The organism is Streptomyces silaceus, assembly GCF_001419745.1.
Taxonomy (GTDB): Bacteria; Actinomycetota; Actinomycetes; order Streptomycetales; family Streptomycetaceae; genus Streptomyces; species Streptomyces silaceus.
This window is the reverse complement of record NZ_LIRJ01000118.1, coordinates 1-12,819: the sequence shown is the minus strand read 5'-3', so window position 1 is coordinate 12,819 and position 12,819 is coordinate 1. Positions and strand designations below refer to the sequence as shown.

12 protein-coding genes are annotated in these 12,819 nt (G+C 70.6%); 4 read left to right on the top strand and 8 right to left on the bottom strand.

Going from position 1 to position 12,819, the window contains the following annotated elements:
• Positions 1 to 140: 140 nt before the first annotated feature.
• Positions 141 to 806 carry a pirin family protein gene (locus AOK22_RS13430; protein ID WP_079036539.1) on the top strand — a complete coding sequence of 222 codons (666 nt, stop codon included), beginning with the start codon at positions 141 to 143 and terminating at the stop codon, positions 804 to 806.
• Between the two features lie 40 nt (positions 807 to 846).
• On the opposite strand, the gene AOK22_RS13425 is transcribed toward AOK22_RS13430, so the two are convergent.
• Positions 847 to 1,662 carry a serine hydrolase domain-containing protein gene (locus AOK22_RS13425; RefSeq protein ID WP_055698855.1) on the bottom strand — a complete coding sequence of 272 codons (816 nt, stop codon included), beginning with the start codon at positions 1,660 to 1,662 and terminating at the stop codon, positions 847 to 849.
• Between the two features lie 237 nt (positions 1,663 to 1,899).
• Here AOK22_RS13425 and AOK22_RS13420 point away from each other — a divergent pair, with 237 nt between their 5' ends.
• Positions 1,900 to 2,430: a MerR family transcriptional regulator gene (locus tag AOK22_RS13420; RefSeq protein WP_055698858.1), complete on the top strand. Its 531-nt coding sequence runs from the start codon at positions 1,900 to 1,902 to the stop codon at positions 2,428 to 2,430.
• Between the two features lie 101 nt (positions 2,431 to 2,531).
• Here AOK22_RS13420 and AOK22_RS13415 read toward each other — a convergent pair whose 3' ends face one another.
• The 7 genes from AOK22_RS13415 to AOK22_RS13385 form a co-directional block, all read right to left on the bottom strand.
• On the bottom strand, positions 2,532 to 3,761 hold the full coding sequence (locus AOK22_RS13415; RefSeq protein WP_055698854.1) for an acyltransferase family protein: 1,230 nt from the start codon (positions 3,759 to 3,761) through the stop codon (positions 2,532 to 2,534).
• Positions 3,758 to 4,921 (bottom strand): alpha/beta hydrolase, encoded by a 1,164-nt coding sequence (locus AOK22_RS13410; protein ID WP_055698853.1) that lies wholly within the window; start codon positions 4,919 to 4,921, stop codon positions 3,758 to 3,760. Before AOK22_RS13410 ends, AOK22_RS13415 begins: the two co-directional genes overlap by 4 nt.
• 143 nt (positions 4,922 to 5,064) lie before the next feature.
• Positions 5,065 to 5,742 carry a response regulator gene (locus AOK22_RS13405; protein ID WP_055698852.1) on the bottom strand — a complete coding sequence of 226 codons (678 nt, stop codon included), beginning with the start codon at positions 5,740 to 5,742 and terminating at the stop codon, positions 5,065 to 5,067.
• Positions 5,739 to 7,145: a sensor histidine kinase gene (locus tag AOK22_RS13400; protein WP_055698851.1), complete on the bottom strand. Its 1,407-nt coding sequence runs from the start codon at positions 7,143 to 7,145 to the stop codon at positions 5,739 to 5,741. The genes AOK22_RS13405 and AOK22_RS13400 overlap by 4 nt, the downstream gene beginning before the upstream one ends.
• A 176-nt stretch (positions 7,146 to 7,321) precedes the next feature.
• Entirely contained in the window at positions 7,322 to 8,200 is an 879-nt protein-coding gene (locus tag AOK22_RS13395) for a DUF4429 domain-containing protein (RefSeq protein WP_055698850.1), read from the bottom strand.
• Positions 8,201 to 8,275: 75 nt separating this feature from the next.
• Entirely contained in the window at positions 8,276 to 9,487 is a 1,212-nt protein-coding gene (locus tag AOK22_RS13390; protein WP_055698849.1) for an alpha/beta hydrolase, read from the bottom strand.
• Between the two features lie 388 nt (positions 9,488 to 9,875).
• Positions 9,876 to 10,547: a TetR family transcriptional regulator gene (locus tag AOK22_RS13385; protein WP_055698857.1), complete on the bottom strand. Its 672-nt coding sequence runs from the start codon at positions 10,545 to 10,547 to the stop codon at positions 9,876 to 9,878.
• 146 nt (positions 10,548 to 10,693) lie between these two features.
• Here AOK22_RS13385 and AOK22_RS13380 point away from each other — a divergent pair, with 146 nt between their 5' ends.
• A complete protein-coding gene (locus tag AOK22_RS13380; RefSeq protein WP_055698848.1) occupies positions 10,694 to 12,298 on the top strand; it encodes an MFS transporter in 1,605 nt (534 codons plus the stop codon).
• 260 nt (positions 12,299 to 12,558) lie between these two features.
• On the top strand, positions 12,559 to 12,819 hold a 261-nt coding region (locus AOK22_RS13375), incomplete at its 3' end, for a peptidase inhibitor family I36 protein (protein WP_244164771.1).

Below are 12,819 nucleotides of genomic sequence, written 5' to 3'. Positions count from 1 at the left end.
TTGGGTTGGGCGAGAGCCGCCATCGTCGGGCGGCAGCCACCTTGGTCGGCCGAGAGTCGCCTTGGCCGCGCAGCCGTCGTCGCCTCGGCAGTCTCATCGACCACCACCCGACGCGCCGGACAGGCCGTACCGTGGGGTACGTGATTGATGTACGGCGCTCCGGCGACCGGTACCGCGGCGGGGAGCCGGCGGCCGGCATCGAGTCCTTCCACGCCTTCTCCTTCGGCCCCCACTTCGACCCCGACAACCTCCGCTTCGGCGCGATCCTGGCCTGCAACGAAGAACGCCTCGCGCCCGGCGCCGGCTTCGACGAACACCCGCACAGCCACACCGAGATCGTCACCTGGGTCGTCGAGGGCGAACTCACCCACCGCGACACGACGGGCCACGCGTCCCGGGTCCGCCCCGGCGACGTCCAGCACCTCTCCGCCGCGGGCGGCGTCCGTCACGTGGAACGCAACGACGGCACAGAACCCCTCACCTTCGTCCAGATGTGGCTGGCCCCCCTCTCCCCGGGCGGCGACCCCTCCTACGAAGTCGTCCACGGCATCGCCGACTCGACCCCCTATGCGGTCCCGGAGGCCGGCGCCCTCCTGCACATACGCCGCCTGGACCCGTCCGAACGCACCGCCCTCCCGGACGCCCCCTTCGTGTACGTCCACGTGGTCCGCGGCGAAGTGACCCTGGCCGGCAACCAGTTGGCCCCGGGCGACGCGGCACGGATCACGGGGGAGCCGGACCTGGAAGCGATCGCCTCCCCCGAAGGCGCGGTGGAACTGCTGGTGTGGGAGATGGCCGGGGCCTAGCGATCCCCCGACCTCACCACCAGCCGCTCGGAGCGTCGGCTCAGAGCTCGGCCAGCACCGCGTCGGTGAACGCGGGCCACACCTCGACGGCCCACGGCCCGAACGGCCGGTCCGTCAGCGCGACACACGCCGCCCGCGCATCGGGATCCACCCACAGGAACGTCCCGGCCTGCCCGAAGTGCCCGAACGCCCGCGGCGAGGACGAACTCCCCGTCCAGTGCGGTGACTTGGAGTCCCGGATCTCGAACCCGAGCCCCCAGTCATTGGGATTCTGATGCCCGTACCCCGGCAGCACACCCTTCAGCCCCGGGTACGTCACCGTCATCGCCGCCGCCACGGTCCGCGCGTCGAGCAACCGCGGCGCCTGCACCTCCGCCGCGAACCGCACCAGGTCGTCGACCGTGGACACCCCGTCCTTGGCCGGCGATGCCCCGCCCTCCAGCGACGTCGACGTCATCCCCAGCGGTTCGAGAACCGCCTGGCGCAGATACTCCCCGAACGGAATGTCCGTCGCCTTGGCGATGTGATCACCCAGCACCTCGAATCCGGCGTTCGAGTACAGCCGCCGCGTCCCCGGCTCCGACATCACCTTGTGCTCGTCGAACGCCAGCCCACTGGTGTGCGCCAGCAGATGCCGCACCGTCGACCCCTCGGGCCCGGCGGGTTCGTCGAGCTCGACCGCCCCTTCCTCGTACGCCACCAGCGCCGCGTACGCCGCGAGCGGCTTGGTGACCGAGGCGAGGGCGAACCGCCGGTCAGTGGGGCCGTGCGTCCCCGCGACCGTCCCGTCCGCACGGACGACGGCGGCGGCAGCGGTCGGGACCGGCCAGTTCTCGATCAACGCCAGGCTCTGCATGCCTACGAGCCTAAATCCTTGGCAAGGATCCCGGTGACGTCGGGTGGATCTCGCCGGGTGTTCGAGTGCTGGGACTGCGATGTCTACTACGAGCCGGGCTCGTGACGCCTCCGCTTTGAGTGGTGCCTGCCCCCGCCGCCGCTCCCGGCGCCGCAGTGACCAAGAGATGAGACGTCTCCCGGATTTCCCCCCAATTCACTTGCTTGGAGCGCACTCCAAGGCTCTAGCGTGAACGCCATGACGGTGATGGACACCACCCCCGCACCAGCCAGTACCTCCACGGGCACGACGACCCGGCCCGAACCCGGTCCAGCAGCCGGCCCCACCCGGCCCGGCGTCGGCGCCGCCCCCTGCTCCGAGGCACCTGTCGGGCCCCCGAGCCCGGACGGTGAGGACCAGTACACGATCAGCGAGGTCGCCGCCTTCACCGGCCTGACCGCGTACACCCTGCGCTGGTACGAGCGGATCGGCCTGATGCCGCACATCGACCGCTCCCACACCGGCCAGCGCCGCTACAGCAACCGCGACCTGCGCTGGCTCGCCCTTGTCGGCAAACTGCGCCTGACCGGGATGCCCGTGGCGGACATGGTCCGCTATGCCGAACTGGTCCGCGAGGGCGAGCACACCTTCGCCGAGCGCCAGGAACTCCTGGAGCAGACCCGCCGCGACGTCCGCACCCGCATCGCGGAGCTGCAGGACACCCTCGCCGTCCTCGACTACAAGATCGACAACTATGCGAACGCCCGGCGGGCTTCGGAGCGCTGCTGACCTGTCCGCCCCTGGGGGCCGGCCCGAGTGAACCATCGGCCACCGCCGGTGTCCTGGCCCGTCAGGTCGGCCCAGTGAGCCGTCAGGCCATTCCGGTGCCCTCATCCGGCCAGCCCCAGGGCGAAGACCGCGAAGCCCGCTGCCAGGAGTCCGGCCAGTGCCCGCCGGGCATGGGTCGCCCGCTTCCAGGGGGCCTCGAACCCGCGGGCGTACCGGCCTATCAGCACCAGCAGCGTCGCGAGAACCGGCAGCCAGGCGATCCGCGCGGCTATCCAGCCGAACGTGTCGGGGCTCGTGGTCAGCCCCGGCACCGCACCGAGGAACGAGCCGGGCACGGCCGCGGTGAGCAGCGCCGTCTGGTGCCAGCACAGGATGGTCATCGCCGACAGGTTGATCACGACGACCGGTGCCCACAGGGCGGGCCTGCGCAGCAGCCTGCCTATGCGGTCCCTCAGCAGGATCGCCGCACCGCTCTGTGCGGCGGCGAGAGCGAGGACGAGCAGCGACGGAGGATGTGAGTTCGTGCGGGCCTCGCCCGGGACGCCGACCATCGACGCGGGATAGTGGAAGGCGAGCAGCAGCGCGGCGAAGAGCGCGGTGCCGCCGACGAGCAGCAGCCAAGCGCCGCGCCGGCCCAGCTTCTTCTCGCCCCAGCAGACCCCCAGTTGGTAGGCGAACATCCAGCCCGGCAGCAGGTTCAGCAGGCTCAGCCAGGAGGGCATGGAGTCCGCGAACGGGCCGTACCGCAGGAAGTCGACGACGGCGACCGACCCGAGCAACGGCACCGCGGCCCAGGCCTTCATCCGCTCCGCCGCGCGTATGCACCACGGGGTGAGGGCCGTGATCACCGTATAGACGCCCACGAACCACAGTGGCTGGATGACCAGCGTGGATCCGGTGCGCAGTGTCGTGCCCGGCACGCCCAGGGCGTAGAGCACCGGGATCAGCGCGGCCCAGACCGCCGTCACCCCGAGGACGGGTCGGCCGAGCCGGGCGAGGCGCCCCCGCAGCCAGCCGCTCGTCGATTCACCGCGCGCGACCGCCCGGCGATACGAGAGCGCGGAGGCATAGCCGCCCACGAGGAAGAAGATGCCCAGCATCTGCAGCACCCAGCTGACCGGCGCGAAGAAGCCGAAGGAGGCCAGCGGGCTGGCGTTGTGCAAGGCGCCGTCGGAGTCGAGGGTGAAGCCACCCAGGAGCCAGTGTCCGGTCGGCACGGCGAGCAGCGCGAGGGCGCGCAGCCCGTCTATCGCCCGGTCACGGTGGGCGGGGGTCTTGGCGTCGATCACGGATGCGGCTCCGCGCAGTCCGCTCAGGGTCGGAAGGCTCATGACCGGGCTCCAGTGGGTCGGTTGTCGACGGGGGAGTGGTCTCCGTCGGCGATGCGGGCGAAGGTGCGCAGCGAGTCCGTGCCGGGGGCCAGGTAGCCGGTGTGGCCCTGGGCGCGCTCGGCCGGTATGCGGCGGGCCCCGAAGGCGGAAGAGGTCGGGTCCTCGCCGTGCCCGAGGCCGAACAGCTCGACGCTCGGCACGCGGTCGATCCAGTCGCTGTCGTCCTTGGCGGCCCAGACGCGGGCGCTGGTGTGCAGGTCGGAGACGCTGTCCGCGCGCATGCCGGGGGAGCCGAACACCACCAGGTCGGACGCGGACAGCCGGGGCGCGGCGAGGCCGCACACCACCGAGCCGTAGCTGTGGCAGAACACGGCGGGACGCGGGGCACCGGACGCCGTCAGACCCTGAGTGAAGCGCGCCAGGCGTGGCGCCCCGGCTTCGGCGAGCCGGCCCGTGGCGGCGTCGGGGCCGAGGCCGACCGGGGTGGTGTACCCGACCCAGGCGATCACGGCGGTGCGGTCGCCCGCGGTCGTGTGCAGGGAGCGTGCCATGCCCGCCGGTGTGCCGTACTCGTCCTTGGCGCGGTCGAAATTGCTCAGGTCGATGTCGGACCCCGGCACGACGACGGACACATGCTGTGCCTTCGTCACATCACCGAACACCTCGGCCACTTGGCCGCGCCCCCGCGGGTCGAACGCCAATATCTGCCGACCGGGGGCGAGCAACTCGTCGTAGCGCGCGACCAGCGAGCGGGCCCGCTCGTGGTCCTGCGGGGTGAGGTCGGGGTCGGTCGACCGGGCGCGCTCGCGGGCGCGCCCGGCGCGCAGGGAGAGGGAGTTGGCCTCGTACCGAAGGGCTACCGGGGCGCCGTCCAGATTTCCGACGACCGAGGGGTGGCGGACCAGCAGCTCGCGCCGCTGCGTGGGCGTCAGGGAGTCGAAGAACGCGGCGATCCGGGCGGGGGACGCGGTCGCCGGATCCGGCAGCCGCATCCCGAGCGCATGGTCCGCGCGCCAGGAACCGGTGCCGGGCGGTGGGCCGGTGAGCGGCTGCTGCTCATTGCCGACGGCCCAGCCCGCCGTGCCCGCCACGACCGTCGTCATGAGTGAGGCGGCGACGAGCGCCCTCTTGCTCCGTGCTTTCCATGACCGCAGCCGCATGGCTCGTCTCCCCCGCTTCGTGGTGCTCTGTGGCCTGACGAAGCGAAAGGTAGGAAGACGGTGTGCGGCGAGACGTCACACCGCGGAGCCAACTCTCAGGTGATACCGGGGTATGCCGTGGTGATACCGAGGTAGGGGGTGGGCTACTGCTCGCCGGGCGTGACCAGGCCCGACTCATAGGCGAAGATCACGGCCTGGGCGCGGTCCCGCAGCTCCAACTTGTTGAGCACCCGGCCGATGTGGGTCTTCACCGTCTGCTCGGCGAGCACCAGTCGTTCGGCGATCTCCTGGTTCGACAGCCCGCGCGCGATCAGGACCAGTACCTCGGTCTCACGCGGCGTCAGGCCGTTGAGCCGCAGCGACTGGTCCTTGCGCGGCGCGGTCCGCTGCTTGGCGAAGTCCGCGATCAGCCTGCGGGTCACGGACGGGGCGAGCAGCGCCTCGCCGGCCGCGACCACGCGCACGGCCGAGATCAGATCGGCGGGCGGCGCGTCCTTGAGCAGGAACCCGGAGGCTCCGGCGCGCAGCGCCTCGTACACGTAGTCGTCCACGTCGAAGGTGGTGAGCATCAGCACCTTCGGCAGGTGCACCACGCCGGGCGGTGGGTTCAACAGGGCGCGGGCGGCGGCGAGTCCGTCCATCTCCGGCATGCGGACGTCCATCAGGACGACGTCGGGATGGGTGCTGCGGCTGACCTCCACGCCCTGCTTGCCGTCGGGTGCCTCGCCCACGACGTCGATGTCGCTCTGCGCGGCGAGCAGCGCGGCGAATCCCGCCCGCACCATGGCCTGGTCGTCGACGATGATCACGCGGATGGTCATGCGGTGCCGGAGTCCTTCGGGATGAGAGGGAGTCGGGCGGCCACGCGGAAGCCGCCGTCGGGCAGCGGACCGACGTCGACCGTGCCGCCGACCAACCGTACGCGTTCGCGCATGCCGACGAGTCCGTGGCCCGTGCCGATGCTCTCCAGCGGGGCGGGCGGTTCCGTGGACGGGCTGTTGACCACGAGGATCAGCAGGTTCTCGTCGTCCAGGGACAGGGTGATCCTGGTGGGGGCGCCGGGTGCGTGCCGCATCACGTTCGACAGGGCTTCCTGGACGATGCGGTAGGCGGAGAGGTCCACGGCCGGGGTCACATCGGCCAGTTGTCTGAGGACCGCCAGCTCGGGGCGCGACAGGTCGATCGGTATGCCGGCCCGTACGGTCGCCTCGACCAGGTGCGGCAGTCTGTCGAGGCCCGGTTGGGGCGCCTTCTCGCCGTTCGCCCCCTCGCTGCGCAGCACCGCGAGCAGGCGGCGCATCTCGGTCAGGGATTCGCGGGCGCTCGCCGCTATGCTCCCGAACTCGTCGCGTGCCGCGTCGGAGAGGTCGTCGAGCCGGTAGGGCGCGGAGTCCGCCTGGACCGTGATGACGGACATGTGGTGGGCGACGACGTCGTGCAACTCGCGGGCGATGCGGGCCCGTTCCTCCAGGAGGGTGCGCTGGGCGCGCTCGGCCTCGCTGATGGTCTCCTGCTCGACGAGTCTGCGCCGGGCGTCCCCGCGCTCGCGCAGCAGCGAGCCGAGCAGCAGCACGGCGCCGCTCAGCACGATCAGCAGCACGCTGGTGTCCTGGCTGCCCTCGCCGCGGAACGCGCCGAGCACGAGCCCGGTGACCACGGTGACCAGCCAGACCATGAGGAGTGTCCGGCGGCTCTCCCGCAGCACCAGCGCGCAGCAGAGGACCAGATACCCCACGATGATCATGGGGGTCCAGGGGGCGGGCCGTCCGGGATCCGCGGCCAACGTCGCGATCGCCCCGAAGACGTCCGCGACGATCATGATCCACCAGGCCGGGAGCGGTCGGGTGATCGCGAGGAGCAGTGGGGCGGCCTGGGCAACGGCGAGGCCGCCCGCCAGGCCGCCGTTCACGCCGTAGTCGTGCGTCAGGACCTGGACGGTGACCGGGATGAGGACGGCGACGAACCCCGCCGCGATCATCAGCGGCAGCATCCGCACCCAGCGGCGGGGCGCGTGCGCGAGCAGCGGCTCGGTCCGCGCCGCGGGTGTCGAGAGCGAGGCTCCCGCCATACGCAGTCCGTCGAGGACAGCCGCGGTGGCACGGCGATGGGGGGCCGCGTGACCGTCCGGCTCGGGGGCCGGACGGTGGGGCTCTTGGTCGGGAGGTGTCGGTGCGCTGCTCATGGCCTGATCAGCGTAGGCACGAAGCCCGTGCCGTGACGTCATACCGGAGAGCCGGACCGTACCCCTACCCAGGTATCACGGTCCCGGGCACCACCGTGACCCCATGGGGCGCAGTCACGACCTCGCTGTCCCACGAGCCGCAGCCACCACCTCGCGCCCGCAGGGACCGCAGCCACGACATCCTGCCCCCGCAGGCCGTGGCCGCGCCCTGTGCGGGATCACAGCTCGGCCAGCAGTTCGGCCTTCTTCGTCGTGAACTCGTCGTCCGTGAGCAGGCCCGCCTGGTGCAGCTCGCCCAGATGCCTGATGCGGTCAGCGATGTCCGCGGGATCGCGCCGCACGCCCGCCGTGACAGGGGCGGCGACGACGCCGTCGGACGTCAGGGCCGGGCCTGACGTCCGTACCGCGGCGAGGACCGACGCGGCGAACGGCAGCGACTCGTGGACCGGGCCGTAGCCGAGACCGAAGACGACGGCCGCCGGATCCTGGTCGGCCTGCGCGGGCTGTGCCACGGGACTCTCGCGGCGCAGCAGCCGCAGATGCCCCTCGAATACTTCGGGGGAGCGCCACTCGATGCCGCTCAGATCGCTGATGGAGAAGCTCTGGTCACCGGCTTTCCACTTCGCCGACGACGCGCCCGTCCAGAACCAGCGGAAGGACACCTGCTTGCCGTCGAAGGAGGCCTTCCCGTCGTACGCCTTGAACTGCAGGGGCGCTTCGGGGGCGGCCACGAGGTAGCGATCGGGCGGTCCGCCGTCGTCCGGCGGCAGCCGTGCCCGCAGCTCGTCCGCGTAGTACTCGGCGAGCGTCTCCCGCTCGGCGGGCAGCACGAGGCGGTACGGGTCGCAGCCGTCCTTGAGCTGGCCCGCCGCCGCCTCCATCAGAGGATCGGCGCCCGCTCGTGGGACGGCATGCAGAACCACGGTCCCGCGTTTTCCTGGGGAGAGTGTCACCGCTGCGATCGCCTCATGGGGGATACGCCGTTCACCGAGCGCCTGGAAGAGCTTCGGCGTGCGGATTCCCCGTTCGAAGCGGATGAGCACGGAGTCGGACTCGAACTCCCAGGCGGCATGAAATCCGGCCAGTACATCACCCATGCGGCTCATCGTAGGCGGCACACGCGCCTCCGTCCCTCCTGCGGCGGGCCGCTGTTTCATCGATTTCTACGCGCGTCAGGCCGCTGCCGTGCCGGAAAAACCCTTCCGGCAGGCGTCGTCCCCACTCGCGCACCGCACCCCGTGGTACGAACCAGTGCCGATCTCGGCGAAGTTGCGCAGGCTCTCCGTGCCCGGCTCGAAATAGCCGGTGTGCCCCACCGCGCCCGCCGCGGACAGCACACGCGCACCGAAGCCGGCCGACACCGGGTCGGCGCCGTGACCGAGCCCGCCGACCTCCAGGTACGGCACATCCTGAATCCAGTCGTCGCCGTCCCGGGTGGCCCAGATCCGGGCGCTCGTGCCCAACTGCGACGCCGAGTCGGCGCGCATGCCGGGGCTCCCCGCGACCGCGATGTCGGTGACACGCGCGGGCAGGCTTCGCGCGGCCACACCGCACACCACGGAGCCGTAGCTGTGGCAGTACAGCGCGACCTTCGTGCGGCCGGGGAGCCCGCGGACCATGGCATTGAGGCGCACGGCGCCGTCCTCGGCGCGCATGGCCGTCGCGGCGTCCACGCCGATGCCGACGGGAGCGGTGTAGTCGGCCCACGCGATCACGGCGGTACGCGCGCGTGGGGCTGCCGCACGCTCCGCGCGGTAGAGCGATTTCGCCATGCCCACCGGTGCGGAGTACTTGCGGAAGGTCCGTTCGAAGGTCAGCACGTTGGTGTCGACACCCGGGACGACGACCGAGACGCGCTGCGCCTTGTCGAGGTCTCCGAAGACCTCGGCCATGCGTCCGGAGCCCATGGGGTCGAAGGCGAAGACCTGTCGTCCGGGGCGCATCATCACACCGAACCGCTTCATCCTGCGCTCGGCTTCCTGCTGTCCCGCAGGGGAGAGGCGATTGTCGTGCATGCGTTTGTGCTCGACCTTGCGGGCCTGTGCCAACGCGATGTGGTTCGCGCGATAACGCAGTGTGGCGGGCGCGCCGTTCATGTTGCCGACCGCCAGGGGGTATCGGGCGGCGAGGCGGTTGCGCTGCTGTGCGTCGAGCGAGGCGAAGAAGTGAGCGAGCCTGCCGGCGGGAGCGTCGGGGTCGGGCAGCGCCCGCCCGTCTATGCTCCCGCGTTCCCAGGCGGAGAGGGCGGCTTCGAGCGGGGACGCGTCGCCCTTGTTGTGGCGCACAGCGGTCCAGCCCGTGGTCGCCAGCATGACGAACACGACGGCGAGCGCGAGCAGGGCACGCCAGACGCTGAGTTGAGGGGATGAGTCGAAGGAAGTCACTACGGAACACCCTAGGAGAACCGTGATGCCTACCGTGCATCGGGTGAGACAGATCACGTTTCCTGAGGGGTAATTGAGGCAAAGCGGGCGCATCTGGAGTCCTGCTGTCACGCTCCGTAGGCGGCGCATGCGCGCGGCGCGAGAGGGGTGTGAGTGACGCCTGGTGTTCGTCTTGTCGCTCAACGTATCTGACAGTTCGGGGTGTTGAACGAGTTGGCCGCCGCTGCGGTGTGGGTGATTCGGCTGGTGCGGGCGGTGCGGGCGGTGTGCGCGGTGCGCCTGTTCCGGTCTTCTACTGCGTGTACCGGTTGTCTACGGCGCGTGCCAGCCGTCTGCGCTGTGCCGGTTGTCCGCGGCGCGCACCAGTCGTCTGCGCTGTGCCAGTCGCCTACTGCGCGTGCCAGTCGTCCGCCAACGCGGGTTCCAGGTGGTTGAGGTACTGCACGGTGATCTCGCGGATCGACTCCAGGCTGATGTCCTCGCCCGTGCTCCACAGGCGCCCCGCGACCCGCATGACGCCGCTGAAGGCGGCCACCGCCACGCGCGGGCGCGGGTCGCTCGCGTCGAGCCCCTCGCGCTCGGCGATCACGCCGGCGACCTCGTCCTCGGTCTCGATGGAGCGGCGCAGATGGGCGGCGAGCAGGGCGGGGGTCGATTCGATCATCTGGTAGGTGCGCATATGGAGTTCGACCGGGACGACCTCCTCGATCGATTGACCCATCACTTCCCACGCCTCCAGGACCGCGTTGCGCAGGGCCACCAGCGGGGCTTCGTGAGAGGGGCGTTCGCGCAGGGCCTCGGCGAACCGGGCCTCCACCATCACCTGGATCGCGAACGCGGCTTCCTGCTTGTTGGCGAAGTACCGGAAGAACGTGCGCTGGGAGACGTCGACGGCCTCGGCGATCTCGTCGACGGTCGTCTCCTCGTACCCCTTGGTCGTGAAGAGTTCGAGCGCCGCGCGCAGGAGCGCGTCCCGGGTGCGCTGCTTCTTGCGCTCGCGCAGGCCCGGTTTCGCGGGCGTGCCGGGGGCGTCCTCGCTGGTCGCCCGCCGGGATTCCACGAGGCCCGTCGCTTGCTGCCTGGCCTTCACGCCATGGTCCTCTTTCTGCCTGTTCGCCCAGCTCACCATACCTGTGAGCTACGTGACAGTTACCGACTTGTGAATTGGTTTGTCAACTGTCAGTCGCTGACACTAATCTCATTCGCATGACTAGTCAGACCACCGTCGACAAGGCGGACAAGGCACCGGAGCCTGCGTCCGCTCCGGCCAAAGGGCTCCGCGGCCACCCCTGGCTGACGCTGTTCTCCGTCGCGATCGGCGTGATGATGGTCGCCCTGGACGGCACCATCGTGGCGATCGCCAACCCGGCCATCCAGAAGGACCTCAACGCCACGTTCGCGGACGTCCAATGGATCACCAACGGCTACTTCCTCGCCCTCGCCGTCGCGCTGATCACCGCGGGCAAGCTGGGTGACCGCTTCGGTCACCGGCAGACCTATCTCATCGGCGTGGTCGGCTTCGCCGCCGCGTCCGGGGCCATCGGACTGTCGAGCAGCATCAGCCTGGTGGTCGGCTTCCGTGTGCTCCAAGGACTCTTCGGCGCCCTGCTGATGCCCGCCGCGCTGGGCCTGCTCCGGGCCTCGTTCCCAGCCGAGAAGCTCAACATGGCCATCGCCATCTGGGGCATGGTGATCGGCGCGTCCACCGCCGGCGGCCCGATCCTCGGTGGTCTCCTCGTCGAGCACGTCAGCTGGCAGTCCGTCTTCTTCATCAACGTGCCGGTCGGCGTACTCGCCCTGGTGCTCGGCCTGTTCATCCTCAAGGACATCCGCGCCGAGAACGCTCCCAGGTCCTTCGACATCCCCGGCATCGCGCTGCTGTCGGCGGCCATGTTCTGCCTGGTCTGGGCGCTCATCAAGGCTCCCGAGTGGGGCTGGGGCGACGGCATGACCTGGACGTTCATCGGCGCCTCCGTGCTGAGCTTCGTGGTCTTCGCGTCCTGGGAGACGAAGGTCAAGGAGCCGCTCATCCCGCTGGGTCTGTTCCGCTCCGTGGCGCTGTCCGCCGGTGTGGTCCTGATGGTGCTCATGGCCATCGCCTTCATGGGCGGGCTCTTCTTCGTCACCTTCTACCTGCAGAACGTGCACGGGATGAGCCCCGTCGACAGCGGTCTGCACCTGCTGCCGCTCACCGGCATGATGATCGTGGGCTCGCCGCTGGCCGGCGCGATGATCAGCAAGCTCGGTCCGCGCATCCCGCTGGCGGTCGGCATGCTGCTCACCGCCATCGCCATGTACGGGATGTCCCTGCTGGAAGCCGGCACGGGCAGCGGCGTCATGTCGATCTGGTTCGCACTTCTCGGCCTCGGCCTCGCTCCGGTGATGGTCGGCGCGACGGAGGTCATTGTGGGCAACGCGCCCATGGAGCTCTCCGGTGTCGCCGGTGGTCTTCAGCAGGCCGCGATGCAGATCGGCGGCAGCCTCGGTACGGCCGTCCTCGGTGCCGTCATGGCGTCGCGGGTCGACAGCGAGCTCCCCGGCAACTGGGCCGACGCGAAGCTTCCGCCGCTCAGCCCTACTCAGCTCGACCAGGCCGCCGAGGCCGTCCAGGTCGGTGTGGCTCCCGTCCCGCCGAAGGCGCCGCCGTCGATCGCCGAGCAGATCACCTCGGTCGCGCACGACACCTTCATGTCGGGCATGGGCATGGCCTGCCTGGTCGCCACCGGCGTCGCCGTGGTCGCTGTCTTCATCGCGTTCCTCACCAAGCGCGGCGAGAACGCCGAGGCCGCGGCGGGCGTGGGTCACATCTGAGGCGCGCCCGTTCCGTCGCGGCGGGGAGCGGCAGCGAACGTCCGCTGGCGCCGACCGGCGAATCTCGGGGAAAGCCCCTCAGGGACAACCTGGGGGGCTTTCGCCTATCAGGGTGACGCACATTCGTACCCCTTCCGATGGCCCGGTCGGCCGGTCCACAGTTCAGGCAGAAGATCCGCACGGGCCCGACGCAGGGCACACGGCGCGGACAACTGAGCTGTTCGACACGGGGGTTGAATCACATGCGTACGACCACGACCATGCCCGCGACCGTCATCGTCGCCATCACCACCGCCGCACTCGCCGCGGTGATGCTCACGCCCGTAAACGCCGGGGCCGCCGCCCCGCCGACGCTCCGCGGCTGCGGACCGGGTGAGCTCTGCCTCTGGGAGAAGGCGGGGTTCAAGGGAACCCGACAGGTCTACGAGCTGGCGGGCATCGACATCGAGAGCTGCATCGCGCTGCCGGAGGGGGGCAGCGCGGTGGCTCTCGCCAACCGCACGGGCCGGCCCGTCACCACG